14 protein-coding genes are annotated in these 15907 nt (G+C 60.8%); 2 read left to right on the forward strand and 12 right to left on the reverse strand.

The window, feature by feature from the left end; translation table 11 throughout:
• Nucleotides 1-40: 40 nt before the first annotated feature.
• The 4 genes from EWR20_RS07500 to dapE form a co-directional block, all read right to left on the reverse strand.
• Nucleotides 41-211, reverse strand: a complete 171-nt coding sequence (locus tag EWR20_RS07500; protein ID WP_129359985.1) for a DUF3117 domain-containing protein — start codon at nucleotides 209-211, stop codon at nucleotides 41-43.
• A gap of 108 nt (nucleotides 212-319) precedes the next feature.
• Entirely contained in the window at nucleotides 320-1660 is a 1341-nt protein-coding gene (locus EWR20_RS07505) for a hypothetical protein (protein WP_129359986.1), read from the reverse strand.
• Nucleotides 1657-1863: a hypothetical protein gene (locus EWR20_RS07510; protein WP_129359987.1), complete on the reverse strand. Its 207-nt coding sequence runs from the start codon at nucleotides 1861-1863 to the stop codon at nucleotides 1657-1659. The genes EWR20_RS07505 and EWR20_RS07510 overlap by 4 nt, the downstream gene beginning before the upstream one ends.
• 55 nt (nucleotides 1864-1918) lie before the next feature.
• On the reverse strand, nucleotides 1919-3046 hold the full coding sequence (gene dapE / locus EWR20_RS07515; protein WP_129359988.1) for a succinyl-diaminopimelate desuccinylase: 1128 nt from the start codon (nucleotides 3044-3046) through the stop codon (nucleotides 1919-1921).
• A gap of 77 nt (nucleotides 3047-3123) precedes the next feature.
• Between dapE and dapD the strand changes: the two genes are divergently transcribed.
• Nucleotides 3124-4089, forward strand: a complete 966-nt coding sequence (gene dapD / locus EWR20_RS07520; protein WP_178946274.1) for a 2,3,4,5-tetrahydropyridine-2,6-dicarboxylate N-succinyltransferase — start codon at nucleotides 3124-3126, stop codon at nucleotides 4087-4089.
• Between the two features lie 24 nt (nucleotides 4090-4113).
• Nucleotides 4114-5130, forward strand: a complete 1017-nt coding sequence (gene galE, locus EWR20_RS07525) for a UDP-glucose 4-epimerase GalE (RefSeq protein WP_129359990.1) — start codon at nucleotides 4114-4116, stop codon at nucleotides 5128-5130.
• Nucleotides 5131-5458: 328 nt separating this feature from the next.
• Here galE and EWR20_RS07530 read toward each other — a convergent pair whose 3' ends face one another.
• The 8 genes from EWR20_RS07530 to EWR20_RS07565 all read right to left on the reverse strand — a co-directional run bounded on the left by EWR20_RS07530 (nucleotide 5459) and on the right by EWR20_RS07565 (nucleotide 15767).
• Nucleotides 5459-6742, reverse strand: coding sequence for a citrate synthase (locus tag EWR20_RS07530; protein WP_129359991.1), 1284 nt, complete (start codon nucleotides 6740-6742; stop codon nucleotides 5459-5461).
• 258 nt (nucleotides 6743-7000) lie between these two features.
• Nucleotides 7001-8134 (reverse strand): succinyldiaminopimelate transaminase, encoded by a 1134-nt coding sequence (dapC, locus tag EWR20_RS07535; protein ID WP_129359992.1) that lies wholly within the window; start codon nucleotides 8132-8134, stop codon nucleotides 7001-7003.
• Between the two features lie 11 nt (nucleotides 8135-8145).
• Nucleotides 8146-8469 (reverse strand): ferredoxin, encoded by a 324-nt coding sequence (gene fdxA / locus EWR20_RS07540; RefSeq protein WP_129359993.1) that lies wholly within the window; start codon nucleotides 8467-8469, stop codon nucleotides 8146-8148.
• Nucleotides 8470-8651: 182 nt separating this feature from the next.
• Nucleotides 8652-9938, reverse strand: coding sequence for a PIG-L family deacetylase (locus EWR20_RS07545; protein WP_129359994.1), 1287 nt, complete (start codon nucleotides 9936-9938; stop codon nucleotides 8652-8654).
• Between the two features lie 30 nt (nucleotides 9939-9968).
• A complete protein-coding gene (gene typA, locus EWR20_RS07550; RefSeq protein WP_129359995.1) occupies nucleotides 9969-11885 on the reverse strand; it encodes a translational GTPase TypA in 1917 nt (638 codons plus the stop codon).
• 194 nt (nucleotides 11886-12079) lie between these two features.
• Nucleotides 12080-13768, reverse strand: coding sequence for a dipeptide ABC transporter ATP-binding protein (locus EWR20_RS07555; RefSeq protein ID WP_129359996.1), 1689 nt, complete (start codon nucleotides 13766-13768; stop codon nucleotides 12080-12082).
• Nucleotides 13769-13771: 3 nt separating this feature from the next.
• Nucleotides 13772-14848 carry an ABC transporter permease gene (locus EWR20_RS07560; RefSeq protein ID WP_129359997.1) on the reverse strand — a complete coding sequence of 359 codons (1077 nt, stop codon included), beginning with the start codon at nucleotides 14846-14848 and terminating at the stop codon, nucleotides 13772-13774.
• Nucleotides 14841-15767, reverse strand: a complete 927-nt coding sequence (locus EWR20_RS07565; protein ID WP_129359998.1) for an ABC transporter permease — start codon at nucleotides 15765-15767, stop codon at nucleotides 14841-14843. Before EWR20_RS07565 ends, EWR20_RS07560 begins: the two co-directional genes overlap by 8 nt.
• Nucleotides 15768-15907: the final 140 nt, after the last annotated feature.

Consider the following 15907-nt stretch of genomic DNA (forward strand, 5'->3'; position numbering starts at 1 on the left):
GTGGCATGCGCGTCGTCGCCGTGCCTGGTGTTCCCCGGCGTCACGAATGCGTGATGGGATCCAGGCATTCCTTCAGAGACTGAGCCTCGTCCTTGGTGATTTCGAGGACCAAACGGCCTCCGCCCTCAAGGGGAATCCGCATGATGAGGGACCGGCCCTCTTTCGCGACCTCCATGGGTCCTTCACCGGTTCTCGGCTTCATCGCGGCCATTGTTGCTCCTTGTCGGATTGACGCTCATCGCCGAGGAACAGAGATCCCCCGGTTGCCCAATGATAGCTCCATCACCTTAACAACCAGGTTGCGGTCCCGATGTGACCTCTACGGTGGATAGTCACCGCCACTAGGCAGTTCTTTCCAATGCCATAGCCACCCAATCCAAATAAGTTGCCCCAGGGCTGCCCCGACGAGCAGTGTTGTGCGGTAAGCGCGCGAATCCGAGACAGCCACCAGAGGCGCTGCAAGAGGAAACACTGGAAGCAGCAACCGGAAAGTGGAGGACTGCGGAAACAGAAAGACCAGCAAATACGCGACATAGGCGTAACACCAGTACCGGATGTTACGCGGCAACGTCGTCAAAACGGCCCGGCTATGCATTACCCACAAGAAGCCGACGACCAGCATGAGAAGTACAAGGGGACCCGGTTCTCCCAGGTAATTCAGCGCTTGGTCGATCCAGGGTTGGAACGGAAGGAGATGCTCTCCGCGCCAGGCGGTTTCCGTCGCCGTGTACGCGTCGTATCGGCCGGTAGCGATCCACGCAATGGCGGGCCACGCCAGAGCGCAGACGCAGGCAAAGAGCCCCACCGCGAGATACCGGGCCGAGGCTCCGAACGCCACGACAAATCGTCGGCGACCGGTTGCTTCGATCTGTCCTCGGTAGGCGATGACGAATCGCGTCAGCCACCAGCATCCCATCGCAAGGGCGATCGGGACCCCCACAGGTCGGGACAAGCAGGTCGGGATCAGCACTATCGAACAGATGACCAGATTTCCGCGGACCAGAGCGAGGAGAAATCCCGCGAGAAACATGAAGTTCATGGACTCGGCGTAAGGCACTTGAAGGATCGGCGCGACCGGGCTCAGGAGGACCAAGGCCGTCGTCCAGAGCGCGAAACCGTCGATACCGTGACCCGGCTGCTTCAGGCCCAACCCGTGAAGGATGCGACGTGGGGAAACATATTGCTCCCCACCTACGTCTTCAGTACGGGTCGCGACGGCCCGTGCAGATGTGAATAGTCCGTAGAGAAGAATCGAAGCGACCGCTCCGCACGCTATCGAGACCAGGCCTCCCGCCGCTGGCCAGGAAAGGCCGGTCACCTTCATCAGAACCGACGTCGTCATGGGGAACAGTGGATAAAAGGCCCAGGGGTTCTGGTCGACGGTGCCCGACATATCCACTGGAAGGACACTCGGATATCCGATCTCGGCGATATGCCGATACCAATCGCTGTCCCAGATACCGATGAACTGCAGATAACTCAGGGGTCCCGCTCCCCAGGGACTGGCTTGCTGTTGCCGCCCGACAAGAGTGAACGCCGCCCATCCCCAAATGCGCGTAGCAGTGTAAACGCCCAACACCCAAGTCCAAATGGGCAGTCCCAGGACCCATAGCCTGAAGCTGGCCACCGCGTGGGTCATGAGGTGTTTCGCGGGACTCACGTGTGGTTACTATGTGTGACCGGGCGTTCGGTGCCGGAAGCACCTTGGCCGTCTTCCAGAGGCCCTCGTTCGGGTCCGGGGCAGTCGATACCATCGCGAGATGCATACTCGGCACCGGAAAGCCGGTCGGCTCCCAGAACGGCGCACGAGATGAGGACGGCCGCCAAGATGACGAAGGTCAGTCCCACCAGGATAAAGTTCATACACTCATTCTGGACTATGAGAATGAAAATCGCCTGAGACGATGTCCCACCACCTCTAGGAGGTCAGCCACCGTTCGAGCGCGTTCAGGCAGTCGTGGACTTCGGAGGCGAAAACGTGCTCGTTGTCGGAATGGGCCAGTAAGGCGTCGCCCGGTCCGAAATTCACCGCCGGAATTCCTATTGCGGAGAATCGTGCGACGTCGGTCCAGCCATATTTCGGGTGGGGGTCGGCTCCGACCGAGCGGACCAGTTCTTGAGCGAGTGGCGCATCCAAACCCGGTCTGGCCGCGGGCGAGGCGTCCACGATGTCGAGTTCGTATCCTTCGAAGAGCTCTCGCATCCGGACCATCGCCTCGTCCAACGTCTTGTCCGGGGCGAAACGGTAATTGATGTGAACGTTGCATGAGTCGGGAATAACGTTGCCTGCCACCCCTCCTTCGATCTGGACCGCGTTGAGGCCTTCCCGAAAATCCAGGCCTTCAACGGTCACGCTGCCCGGCTCGTACTCTTCGAGAATCCGGAGAACACGCCCCAGCTTGTGAATAGCGTTCTCGCCCATCCAAGCTCGCCCGGAATGGGCGGCAATACCGGAGGTGTGGATCCAGAAACGCATCGTGCCGTTGCAACCGCCCTCGATCCGGCCGTCCGTCGGTTCGAGCAGAACAGCAAAATCGGCGTCGGTCACCAGTTCTGGGGCGACTTTCAGCAGTTTCCCCAGCCCCGACGCGTCGCTGGATACCTCTTCATGATCGTAGAAGACGTACGTGATGTCACGGCCCGGCTGAGTCAGGGTCGCCGCCAGTTGGAGCTGAACCGCCACACCCCCCTTCATATCGGTCGCGCCACGCCCGTACAGGACCCTGCGGCCCTCGGACTGGTCCCATTCCGAAGGAACGGTGCCCCTCGCTCCCGGGGTCGAGGGAAGGGGAACCGTATCCAAGTGACCGGCAAGAACAACTCTTTCATCCCGTCCGAGCTCCGTGCGGGCGACCACGGTGTCACCATGGCGTTGGACGGTCAAGTGTCCGAGTTCTCCCAGTGCTCGTTCGACCGCGTCGGCAATCGGCTCCTCGGCATCGGAGACCGAATATATGTCCAACAAGTCTGCCGTCAGCTGTGCGACGTCTTGGGTCAGGTTCAGGGACGGGACGTTTCGAGGCTTCGTTGAGCTGTGGGGAGTCATGCGTTCACCTTAGTATCGTCTTACGATTCGGTACGACCCGGGCTCACACTACGGAACATCGTCCAGGTTTTCGTAGACTGGGAAACATGACTTCAAGTACGAGCGCCGAATACGCAGCAGGCTTGGGCCTGGCCACCGTCGTGGCCGCCGGCCCCAACAAGGGACAGGTCCTGGACGTCTGGTATCCAGCCCCAGCCCTTTCAGAGACCGCGGAGACCTCCGTGCGCGACGCCCTGGAGGCCTCACAGGGCCCTGACGTCGCCCGCAACGTAGAACTGAAGGTTATTGAGACCTCCGTTCGGCTTCAGGAGGAGCCCGTCGACGCGGCAGATGTGTATCTGCGGCTCCATGCCCTCTCGCACCGCCTCGTCGTGCCGAATTCGATCAATTTGGACGGCGTCTTCGGGAAACTCGCCAACGTGGCGTGGACCAATTTCGGCCCCGTTCTCGCTTCCGAGCTCGAACAGGTGCGTTTGGCGCTGCGTACACGAGGACACGTGACTGTTTACTCGGTCGACAAATTTCCGCGCATGGTCGATTACGTGGTGCCCACCGGTGTCCGTATCGGCGATGCCGATCGCGTGCGCCTGGGCGCTCATCTCGCGGACGGCACAACCGTCATGCACGAGGGCTTCGTCAATTACAATTCCGGAACGCTGGGCCACGCCATGGTCGAGGGCCGCATCAGCCAGGGCGTCGTGGTCGGTGACCACACCGACATCGGCGGCGGCGCGTCGATCATGGGTACGTTGTCCGGAGGTGGCAAGGAACGCGTCCGCCTCGGCGAACGCGTGCTTCTCGGCGCCAACGCCGGTGTGGGGATATCGTTGGGCGACGACTGCGTCGTCGAGGCCGGGTTGTACCTGACCACTGGAACCCGCGTGACTGTAGTCACGAGCCAGGAATCGAAGGTCGTCAAAGCCGCGGACCTATCCGGGACCGCGAATTTGCTGTACCGCCGCAACTCCCAGAGCGGCGCCGTGGAAGCAATCCCCCGCGCGACTGGATCCGTTGAACTCAATTCAGTCCTGCACGCCAACTAGTTCACCCACCGTTAGGAAATAGACATGAAGATCATGGTGACCGGCGGTGCCGGCTATATCGGCAGCCATACGGTTCTGGCTCTTCTCGAAGCCGGGCATGAGGTTGTCGTTATGGACAATCTCGCGAACTCGTCCAAGGCCTCGCTGGAACGGGTCAGCGATCTCGCCGGTGGCAAGCGTGCCGAATTCCACGAAGTGGATTTGTTGGACGCTCCGGCGATGAACGAGCTTTTCGAATCGACCAGGCCGGAGGCGGTGATCCATTTCGCAGGGCTGAAGGCAGTCGGCGAATCGGCGGAAAAACCGCTGTGGTACTACAACACCAACGTGGCCGGAACGATCAATCTCCTGCAGGCGATGGATCAGTCGGGGTGTCGTTCAATCGTATTCTCGTCATCGGCGACCGTCTACGGCGCTCCCGAGGAGATGCCTCTCACCGAGAAGCTGCCCATGGACGCTCAATCCTGTTACGGCCGAACTAAAGAGCACATTGAAGACATGCTGATCGACGTGGCCCAGTCGGACGAGTCCTGGAATGTTGCTCTTCTGCGGTACTTCAACCCCGTAGGTGCCCATGAATCCGGACAGATCGGCGAAGACCCCACGGGGGTTCCGAACAACCTGCTGCCTTTCATAGCGCAGGTCGCGGTCGGGCGCCGCGACAAGCTCAAGGTTTTCGGCGACGACTACCCCACACCGGACGGTACCGGTGTGCGGGATTACATCCACGTCGTCGATCTCGCGGAAGGTCATCTCAAGGCCCTCGACTACGTTTCGCAACGAGGCGGACTCCATACGTGGAACCTCGGGACGGGCAACGGTTATTCGGTCCTCGAGGTGCGCGAGGCTTTCGAAAACGCATCGGGCAAGGAAATCCCGTACGAGATCGTGGATCGCCGGCCGGGGGACGTCGCCGTCTCTTACGCGGATCCCTCTTCTGCCCTGGCCGATCTCGGCTGGTCCGCGAGCCGAGACATCGCGACCATGTGCGCGGATCACTGGCGGTGGCAGAAGAACAATCCCAACGGATACGAGGGATAGACAGCGGACCGGGATCGCGCGTGCATTTCGGGTTGCATAGCGGCCCGTAATCCACCCCATAGCCCGATTCGCTGTCAGTAACTCGCAGTGGACACCCATGTTCCCACACCATGAGGTAGGCGAGGTCCGGTGTGGACATTATTCCGGCGGACGTCGTCCGTGCTTGCCGCTGATCAGCGACCCCGGGCGGGTTGAAGGCGCCCTGAATTCTGTGGCGAGGGCCAAGGGATATGCGAACCGCCTCAGATAAAAATCGGGCCGTTGCGTGCATCCCTGTTCGTAGGTGAACCCGAGATGCACGCGACGGCCCGAATCTGAGTTGGTCTGGCTACTCGACCCCGGGGTAACGACGCTCGGTCTCACCGGTGTAGACCTGGCGAGGGCGGCCGATCTTGGTGGACGGATCCAGCATCATCTCACGCCACTGGGCGATCCACCCGGGCAGACGACCGATGGCGAAGAGCACCGTGAACATCTGCTCCGGGAAGCCCATCGCCTTGTAGATCAGGCCCGTGTAGAAGTCCACGTTCGGATAGAGCTTGCGCTCGACGAAGTAGTCGTCGGCCAGTGCCTTGTCCTCGAGACGCATCGCGATCTCGAGGAGCTCGTCGTCGCCGCCGATCTTCTTCAGGATCTTGTCCGCGGTGGCCTTCACGATGCGGGCGCGCGGATCGTAGTTCTTGTACACCCGGTGGCCGAAGCCCATCAGGCGTACGCCCTCTTCCTTGTTCTTGACTTTTTCCATGAAATCCTCGGGGCTGATGCCCTCGGACTGAATGCTGCGAAGCATGTTCAGGACGGCCTCGTTTGCGCCACCGTGCTTAGGTCCGTACAGAGCATTGATGCCAGCGGAGACGGAAGCGAACATATTGGCATCGGACGAGCCGACCAGGCGGACTGTCGAGGTCGAGCAGTTCTGCTCGTGATCCGCGTGAAGGATCAGCAAGAGGTTGAGTGCCTCTGCAATGTCCGGATCCACCTCGTAGTCTTCTGCGGGAACGCCGAAGCACAGCCGCAGGAAGTTCTCAGCGTAATTGAGGTCATTCTGCGGGTAGAGCATCGGCTCGCCCTTGGACTTCTTGAATGCATACGCCGCCAGGGTCGGCACTTTGGACAGCAAACGGATCGTGGAGACCTCGACCTCGTGCTCGTCGTGCGGATCCAACGAGTCGCTGTAAAAGGTCGACAGTGCGGACACCGCCGAAGCCAGAACCGGCATCGGGTGCGCGGTCCGAGGGAAACCTGAGAAGAAGATCTTCAGATCCTCGTGGACCATGGTGTGGGTCCGGATCATACGATCGAATTCATCCAACTGCGTTTGCGTTGGCAACTCACCGTAGATCAACAGGTAGGCGACCTCGACGAAGCTCGCTTTCTTGGCAAGATCTTCGATCGGGTAACCACGGTATCGCAGGATTCCGGCATCGCCGTCGATATAGGTGACAGCGGACTTGACGTTGGCGGTGTTCATGAAGCCGGGGTCGTAGGTGACGTACCCCCCGGTTTCGGAACGAAGTTTGGCGATGTCGAATGCGCCCGTCCCGTCAGTCGGCTTGACGGCCGGGCAGTCGACGCTCGTACCGTCGAAGGTGAAGGTCGCGTTATCGGTCATATTTCCTCCCGTTTGCGTGTGTCCTCCGCCGTGACATGCCAAGCCTCGGGGGTCGCCCTGGTGCCGGCACAAAAGCGCCGCCCTGCCATAACAGTCAGGGCCGCGGCGTGGGCGGGGACACAGATTATCTCTGCATAGCCTACCCTTTGCAGACATACCGTCACGAATCATCCTCGCGATGTGCACGGACATTTCACCGCGCTTGACGCGGCGAAATAAGACACTTCGATATCCGCCGCCGGCCAGGGTCTCCTCGAGTCAGGCCTTCGATAGCCGCCGGACGGCCGCTTCGATACGTTCGTCGCATGCGGTCAGAGAGATCCGTATGTGTCCGTCTCCCTCGTCACCGTAGAAGACCCCGGGGCCGACCACGATGCCAAGATCGGCAAAACGACCCACCGTGGTCCAGGTGTCCTCCCCCATGGTTCCCCATAGATACAGTCCGGCCCGTGATCCCTCGATCGACAAGCCGTATTGCTCGACGGCGGGCTTCAGGGCCTCACGCCGGGACCGATAAAGAGCTTTCTGGTGCGCGACATGATTCTCGTCGCCCAGGGCAATCGTCATGGCATCTTGGATAGGACGCGGCACGATCATGCCCGCGTGTTTTCTCGAGTTGATGAGGTTCGCGATCAGACCCGTATCCCCCGCAACGAATGCCGCCCGATATCCGGCGAGGTTGGATTGCTTGGACAGGGAGTAGACGGAAAGAAGGTTGGTCATCTCGCCACCGGAGACTCGGGGATCAAGAACGGACGGCACACGCTGGCCACCTCGTTCTTCGTCCCAGTCGCCCCATCCCAATTCCGCATAACATTCATCGGACGCCACGACGGCGCCGAGTTCACGTGCCTCGCGCACCATCTGGGCCAAAGATGTCGCATCCCTCACCGTGCCTGTGGGGTTACCGGGTGAATTCACCCACACGAGCTTCACGCGGGAACGAGTCTCTGCATCCAGATCTTCCAGATTGTCTGCAGCGACGGCACGCGCCCCAGCAAACCTCGCCCCGATATCATAGGTGGGATAGGCAACGACGGGGCGCACAACGACGTCGTCCTCACCCAGGCCAAGGAGGAATGGCAACCAAGCCACCAGCTCCTTGGAGCCTACGGTCGGCATCACGGATGTCTCGTCCAGACCTTCTACCCCACGACGGCGCGCATACCATTGGACAATGGCCTGCCGAACTTCCGCGGTTCCCTGCGTGGTCGGATACCCCGGAGCATCTGCCCCGTCGGCTAAAGCCTGCCGGATGACGTCAGGGGTCGGGTCGACCGGCGTACCAATCGACAGGTCCACCGTGCCATCCGGATGACCGGCGGCGCGTTCGCGATAAGGAGCCAGGGAGTTCCAGGGGTAATCCGGCAGGCTCAAACCGAAGGAAGACATGCGGGCCGGTCCTATTCTTGGTTCTGGGGCGGCAGCCCGGCAATCAAGGGGTGATCGTGGTCGATGACGCCGGTCCGAGCGGCCCCACCGGGCGAACCCAAGTCATCGAAGAAATCGGCATTCGCCGTGGTATAGGCATCCCATTCTTCGGGAACGTCGTCCTCGTAGTAGATCGCTTCGACGGGGCACACCGGTTCGCATGCGCCGCAGTCCACGCACTCATCCGGGTGGATGTAAAGGGACCGCTCACCTTCGTAAATGCAGTCGACGGGGCATTCTTCAACGCACGCGCGGTCCTTGACGTCGACGCAGGGCTGGGCAATTACGTATGTCATTCAAACCTCTCATCGGTACCGGGTCCCCGGTCGTCGCGGTTCGGTTCGTTGCTCCGCGGCAAGTCTGTTGAACCATCAGTCTAGTCGTGCATGTGGCGCGGACTCACGTGGGTACTTCACACTGTATGAGTTATCACGTCACAAGGCGGTTGCGGTTAAGCCGCGTGAAGTCTTGCGTGACGTTACGAATTTCGGGTCTTCAGGATCGCGCGGTTGGAGATCCATTGGCCGATCATCGTCATCACCAGGGTCCCGAGTACCCAGGCAATCCCGACCTGGCCGATCGGAACTTTGGGATTCGGAATCACCAGGAGCGAGTCCGACCGGGCGTAGATGAAGAGCCCGATTTCCAGAAAAGCAGTGGTTCCGGGAAGAACCGTGGCCCAGGCCTTACGGGTGTAATGCGAGACCCACAGCGTTGCGCTCAGCACCAGCAGGAGAGCCAAGAAAAGACCCCAGGGGAGGTACCACCCCGAAAAATAGCTGATCGAAGCGTGGAACATGGTTCCGATGAAACCGATGACCAAGCCCAACCCCACTCCGGCGATGGCGGAGTTGATCGGGCCGGCTGCCACGTTCTTTCGCTCTTCACGCGATTGATCGACGGATTCCGCAAGAAGTCTGAACGATTCTGCTCCGCTGATCTTCTGTTCAATGTTATTCGAGTAGTGGAAGGTCCTCCCCTCCCCCACGACGACCTGCGTCGCGTGGGCGGCCATGGCACGCTTTTTGGCCGCGGCATCCCCTTGGACGACGGCTTGCTGTCTCTCGTCCTGCGGATCCGCTTCGCCTTCCACACCCCAGACCAGAGCCGGTTGAGCCTTGCGGGACAGCAAGGACAGGGCCTTGAGGGTCGCCTCATGGGTTCTTTGGTGGTCGGGATGTCCGTAGCCGCCGTCGACGTCGTAACTGACCACGACGTCGGGACGGGACTTCTCGATGACCCTCGCGATGGCCGCGGCAGATTCCTTGAGCGGCGCGTGCGTCAGGCAGTCGGCAGCCGCGTTCTCGGCTGCCGCAGCGCGACCGTGCCTGCCCCACGACATCCCAGAGTCGCGGAAGAAACCTGGGCTCTTGGACCGTTCAGCGAACCAGTGGCGTCGAACGCCCAGCTCGCGGCACGCGGCCTCGAGCTCGATTTCCCGGAGCGCACCCAGCTTCTCTCCTCGATCCTCGGAGGGACGATTCCGCACGTCCAACGCTGCATGCTCTTCACCGATGACCTCTCCCATTTCACCCCGGGACATGGTCAGAAGATCGACCTTGGCCCCGGCTCGCGCATAGTAGCTCATCGTCGCCCCGGTCGAGGTGGACTCGTCGTCCGGATGCGCGTGGATGAACAATATGGTCGCTTGCCGAGGATCCAGATCCTCCGGTAGCAGGGACGGCACCGCGTCCGGCGACGTGTACTCGGCCTGTTCGGGGTAAAACGGTTCAGGATGGGAACCGTGTGTTTCGGGGTTGGTCATCGGTGAAGACGTGCTGTCTGATTCCTCGGATTAATTGGCGCGGTTGCGGGCACGGAAGGCACGGACACGCTCATTGGCGTCGAGGATGACCTTCCGGATGCGAATAGCCTCGGGCGTGATCTCCACGCACTCGTCCTCACGAGCGAATTCGAGGCACTCTTCCAACGTCAACTTGCGCGGAGGCGTAAGGTTCTCGAAGTTGTCCGCGCTGGCCGAACGCATGTTGGTCAGCTTCTTCTCCTTCGTGATGTTGACCTCCATGTCGTCGGCGCGAGAATTCTCGCCCACGATCATGCCCTCGTAAACTTCCGAAGTCGGCTCCACGAAGAACGTTCCGCGCTCCTGCAGATTCATCATCGCGTAGGGAGTCACGACGCCCGCACGGTCAGCCACCAGCGAACCGTTGGTCCGGTATTCGATGTCTCCGGCCCACGGCTCGAAACCGTCTGCGTAGGAGTTCGAAATGCCAGCACCACGGGTCTCTGTCAGGAACTGCGTCCGGAAGCCGATGAGGCCACGAGCAGGAACGCGGAACTCCATGCGTACCCAACCGGTGCCGTTATTGGTCATCGTTTCCATGCGGCCCTTTCGGCTCGCCATGAGCTGCGTGACGGCACCCATGAATTCATCCGGGACGTCGATCGTCATGTACTCGATTGGTTCGTGGACCTTGCCGTCCACGACCTTGGTGACGACCTGCGGTTTGCCCGCGGTCAGCTCGAAGCCTTCGCGACGCATCTGCTCGACCAGGATCGCGAGCGCGAGCTCGCCACGCCCCTGAACTTCCCAGGCATCGGGACGCTGAGTAGGCAGAACGCGGATCGATACGTTGCCGATCAATTCCTTGTCCAGACGGTCCTTGACCTGACGAGCCGTGACCTTGGCGCCTTTGACGCGACCGGCCATCGGGGAGGTGTTGATACCGATCGTCATCGAGATCGCCGGATCGTCCACCGTGATCAGAGGCAACGGATTCGGATTCTCGGCGTCCGTCAGGGTCTCGCCGATCGTGATGTCTTCGATGCCTGCGACGGCGACGATTTCGCCGGGACCGGCCTCATCGGCCGAGACACGGTCGAGGGCTTTGGTCTTGAGCAGTTCGGAGATACGAACGTTCTTGAGCTGTCCGTCCTGGCGGGCCCAAGCGACGGTCTGGCCTTTCTTGAGGGTTCCGTTGAAGACGCGGAGCAGAGCCAGACGTCCGAGGAAGGGTGAGGAGTCCAGGTTGGTCACGTGCGCCTGGAGAACACCGGCCGGGTCGTACGTCGGGGCCGGAACGTGATCCAGGATGGTCTTGAATAGAGGTTCGAGATCTTCGTTGTCGGGGATCTCGCCGTCAGCGGGCTGCTCGGTCGAGGCGCGCCCGACCTTGCCGGAAGCGTAGACGACCGGCACGTCGAGGACGGCGTCGAGGTCGAGGTCCGGAACTTCCTCGGACAGGTCTGAAGCAAGACCAAGGAGAAGGTCCATGGTCTCGGAAACGACTTCTTCGATTCGCGCGTCCGGGCGGTCTACCTTGTTCACGACGAGGATGACCGGCAGCTTGGCGGCCAGCGCCTTGCGCAGTACGAAGCGAGTCTGCGGGAGCGGACCTTCGGAAGCGTCAACGAGCAGGACGACGCCATCGACCATGGAGAGGCCGCGTTCTACCTCGCCTCCGAAGTCGGCGTGGCCGGGAGTATCGATCACGTTGATGGTGACGGTTTCCCCGTTCGCTGCGGGACCCGAATACTCGACGGTGGTGTTCTTCGCGAGGATCGTGATGCCCTTTTCACGTTCCAGGTCACCGGAGTCCATCACACGATCTTCGACGTCCGCATGGTCAGAGAATGCGTGGGTCTGTTTGAGCATGGCGTCGACGATGGTGGTCTTGCCGTGGTCAACGTGGGCCACGATCGCGACATTGCGGATGTCGGTTCGCGTAGCGGTGCTGGAAGTTTCAGTCATACGATAAGGCTCGCTTTGCTGGAGAGTGGCTGGTGTGACGTCATGGTGGGCCACAGCGTCGGCGTAATTTTCAGGCGCGTTCATGCGCGACCGCATGGGGCCAGTACCCATCATAGCCAGGTCGTCAAACGCCGATGCCCGGGGCTCCCACCATCGTGGCGGAAACCCCGGGCATCACCGGTCGCGAATTTTGCTCAGGCGGCCTCGGGCGGGATCATCAGGCCCGCTCCGGGAATGGCCGCGAGCAGCTTGTTCGTGTAGTCGGTCTGGGGATCTTCGAACACGGAATCCGTGGACCCGGCCTCGACCATCTTCCCTTTTTCCATGACGCACACGTTGTCCGCGATTTGGCGAACCACCGCGAGATCGTGGGTGATGAAGAGATACGTCAAGCCGAGCTCGGACTGCAATTCGGCGAGTAGGTTCAGGATCTGCGCCTGTACCAGGACGTCCAGGGCGGAGACCGCCTCATCGCAGACGACGAGTTCAGGGTTCAACGCCAGTGCACGAGCGATGGCCACACGCTGGCGCTGGCCGCCGGACAGCTCATTCGGGTATCGAGCCATCATCGAATGCGGGAGTTGAACTTGGTCCAGGAGCTCGTTGACCTTCTTCTCGCGCTCGGACTTGGTGCCCACCTTGTGAACACGCATGGGTTCTTCGATCGTCCGGAAAATGTTGTACATCGGGTCCAGGGAACCGTACGGATCCTGGAAGATCGGCTGCACTCGACGCCTGAACTTGAACATTTCGCGACCCTTGAGGCCTGCGACGTCCCGGCCGTCGAAGGAAATGTTCCCCTTCGTGATGGTCTCGAGGCCCAAGAGCATGCGGGCCACGGTCGACTTGCCAGAACCCGATTCCCCGACAACCGCAGTCGTCGTACCTCGTGGGATCGAGAAGGTGACGTCATCCACGGCCGTGAACCGCTCCGATTTGCCCCAAGCGCCCCGCAATTTGAAGACCTTGGTGAGATTCTGGACCCGCACGAAGTCTTGCTGCAGAGTCGCCTGAATCTCGGTCTTCGGGCGTTCGGCCAGAAGATCCTCGGCTTCCCGCCCGGTTTCCTTGGCCACCTGGATACGTCGAGAGGCCAAAGACGGAGCGGACTCGACGAGCTTCTTGGTGTAGGGATGCTGAGGGTTGCGGAGCAGATCCAATGCCGGTCCGGCCTCGACCACGCGACCCTTGTACATCACAACGACTTTGCGGGCCCGTTCGGCGGCCAAACCGAGATCGTGTGTGATCAGCAGGACGGCCGTTCCGAGGTCCTGGGTCATGGTCTCCAGGTGATCCAGAATGGTGCGTTGCACGGTCACGTCGAGGGCCGAGGTCGGCTCATCGGCGATCAACAGGCGCGGCTGGCACGACAGGCCGATCGCGATGAGCGCGCGCTGGCGCATACCGCCGGAGAATTCGTGAGGGTACTGGCGAGAACGTTTTTCGGCGTCCGGAAGACCTGCCTGCTCCAGAACGCGGCTGACATCCTTGTCTGCGCTGGGCAGACCATTCGCTTTGAGCGTTTCCTTGACTTGGAACCCGATCTTCCACACGGGGTTCAGGTTCGACATGGGGTCCTGAGGCACCATGCCGATCTGGTTGCCGCGAAGCTTAACCTTCTCCGCCTCGCTGATGTGGGTGATGTCTTTGCCGTCGAAGATGATATTGCCGCTGGAGACTCGGCCATTGCTCGGAAGCAAACCGATTGCCGCGAGTCCTGAGGTCGACTTGCCGGATCCCGACTCTCCCACGATGGCCACGGTCTCCCCCGGCATCACGGTGAAGTTCGAGTCCTTGACAGCCTCTATCTCACCCGTGCTGGTTTTGAACGTGATTCCCAGGTTCTTGATTTCGAGCAGCGGTTTCACTGTTTCTTCAGTCATGGGTCACTTCTTCCGGGACTTGGGATCGAGCGCATCACGGAGGGCATCGCCCAGCATGATGAAGCTCAGAACCGTGAGGGACAAGGCCAAACCTGGCCAGAACACGGGCATGGGGTTGGAGCGGAACGCGTCCTTGCCATCGGAGATGTCGTTGCCCCAGCTCATGATCTCGGGCGGCAGACCGATACCGAGATAGGACAGCGTCGACTCGGCGACGATGAACGTGCCCAATGAGATGGTCGCGATCACGATGACCGGGGCCATGGCATTGGGGATGATGTGTTTCATGAGGATTCCGAATGACGAGACTCCCAGCGAACGAGCGCTGGTCACGTAATCCGCATTGCGGACTTCGACCACGGCACCACGCATGATTCGCGCGACCTGCGGCCACCCCAGCAGCACGAGAATCAGGACCAGCGTCCACACGCCGCGATTCTCGCGGAATGCCGGAAGCTGCATGATGACCAATGCGCCGAGAATCAACGGCAGAGCGAAGAAGATATCGCCCAAACGGGCGAGGACCGCGTCAACCCATCCGCCGAAGTACCCGGCGATGGCACCGACGATTCCACCGATCACGACGACGCCGAGGGTCGCGAAGAGACCGACGGTCAGTGACGCCCGGGTGCCGGCGATGACGCGCGAGTAGACGTCGCACCCTTGAGCTGTGAAGCCCATGATGTGACCCGACCCGGCCTTGCCGTTGGAATTCTCGAGGAGGCACTGACCGCTGGCAGGGTTCTCGGTCCAAAACAGTTGCGGGAAGAAGGCGATCACAACTGCCAGAACGATCAGGATTACCGAGAAGATGAAGGTCGGTTTGGTGCGGAGTTGTCGCCACGCGTCTTTCCACAGACTCAGCGGAGCTTCGTCCGTAACGGAGGAATCCGTGGCCACCACGGGGGTCTCATCGATATCGGCGATGAAGTGCTCGATCGCGACGGCCGATCCCCCGAGATCTTTCTGATTGCCCGCGACCGCATGTTCCGCGGCTTCGGGCTGAATCCGTTCACGCATGTTTTCTTTGGCTTCTGCGTTCTCGGATGGGTTGATTTCTGAACTTTCAAATTTATGCATAGCGGATCCTCGGGTCGAGCCAGGCGTAGAGCAAATCAACCAACAGGTTGGCCACGCAGAAGATCAGGACCATGATCGAAACGATGGACACCACCGTAGGGGCATCTCCGAGCGTGAGTGCTTTGTAGAGCTGGGAACCGATTCCGGGCACATTGAAGATCCCCTCGGTAACCACGGCACCGCCCATCAGCGCTCCGAGGTCCGCGCCGAGGAACGTGGCGACCGGAATCATGGAGTTACGAAGAACATGGACCCTTATCACTCGTCCACGGCTCAGTCCCTTGGCGGTTGCGGTGCGCACGTAGTCTGCGTTGACGTTCTCCGCCACCGACGTCCTGGTCAGGCGCAGGACATAGGCGAATGAGACCAGGCCCAGGACCACGGCCGGCAGGATGAGTTCTCCCCAGCCTGCTGCGCCCGAGACGGTCGGCTTGGCGAGTCCCAAACGGACGCCCACGAAGAACTGCATCATGAAGGCCAGGACGAAAATCGGGATGGCGATGACGATCAGCGAGATGACCAGAACAGTCGAGTCGAAGAGCTTGCCCTTTTTGAGTCCCGCGTACAGACCGAAGATCACGCCGAAGACTCCCTCGAAGATCAGCGCTTCGATGGCCAATCGTGCGGTGACGGGGAATGCGGATTCGAGGATCGAGCCAATCTCGCGGCCCGAGAAGTTCACGCCCAGGTCTCCGGTGAAGAGCCCTCCGAGATAATGGAGGTACTGGACCAGGAACGGGTCGTTGAGTCGGTATTTCTCGGTCAATGCCGCGGCGACGCCAGGGGTGCAGCCCTTCTCGCCGCAGAGAGCAGCAAGCGGGTCACCTGGGAGCATGAAGACCAAGAAATAGACCAGCAGCGTCGCGCCCAGGAATACGGGAACGAGCTGGAGGAGACGTTTGAAGAGGTACCACAACACGGCTTAGATCATCCCCAAGCCTGATAGGTCGACTCCGCGTCGATGGTTCGTTTGGCTAGAATTCATAAGTATCTACCTCAGAGGCAAGCGGAGATGGAGGGCCGCACAGCGGCCCTCCATCTTCTGAGTTATATGGCCGA

The sequence above is a fragment of the Rothia uropygioeca genome (assembly GCF_004136585.1).
GTDB lineage: Bacteria > Actinomycetota > Actinomycetes > Actinomycetales > Micrococcaceae > Rothia.

Bases quoted from the DNA above. Each gene is read 5' to 3' on its own strand.
- typA (WP_129359995.1), bottom strand. From the start codon at position 11,885: ATGACTGAAACTTCCAGCACCGCTACGCGAACCGACATCCGCAATGTC.
- galE (WP_129359990.1), top strand. From the start codon at position 4,114: ATGAAGATCATGGTGACCGGCGGTGCCGGCTATATCGGCAGCCATACG.
- dapE (WP_129359988.1), bottom strand. From the start codon at position 3,046: ATGACTCCCCACAGCTCAACGAAGCCTCGAAACGTCCCGTCCCTGAAC.
- EWR20_RS07510 (WP_129359987.1), bottom strand. From the start codon at position 1,863: ATGAACTTTATCCTGGTGGGACTGACCTTCGTCATCTTGGCGGCCGTC.
- fdxA (WP_129359993.1), bottom strand. From the start codon at position 8,469: ATGACATACGTAATTGCCCAGCCCTGCGTCGACGTCAAGGACCGCGCG.
- EWR20_RS07560 (WP_129359997.1), bottom strand. From the start codon at position 14,848: ATGCATAAATTTGAAAGTTCAGAAATCAACCCATCCGAGAACGCAGAA.
- dapC (WP_129359992.1), bottom strand. From the start codon at position 8,134: ATGTCTTCCTTCGGTTTGAGCCTGCCGGATTACCCCTGGAACTCCCTG.
- EWR20_RS07545 (WP_129359994.1), bottom strand. From the start codon at position 9,938: ATGACCAACCCCGAAACACACGGTTCCCATCCTGAACCGTTTTACCCC.
- EWR20_RS07530 (WP_129359991.1), bottom strand. From the start codon at position 6,742: ATGACCGATAACGCGACCTTCACCTTCGACGGTACGAGCGTCGACTGC.
- EWR20_RS07500 (WP_129359985.1), bottom strand. From the start codon at position 211: ATGGCCGCGATGAAGCCGAGAACCGGTGAAGGACCCATGGAGGTCGCG.
- EWR20_RS07555 (WP_129359996.1), bottom strand. From the start codon at position 13,768: ATGACTGAAGAAACAGTGAAACCGCTGCTCGAAATCAAGAACCTGGGA.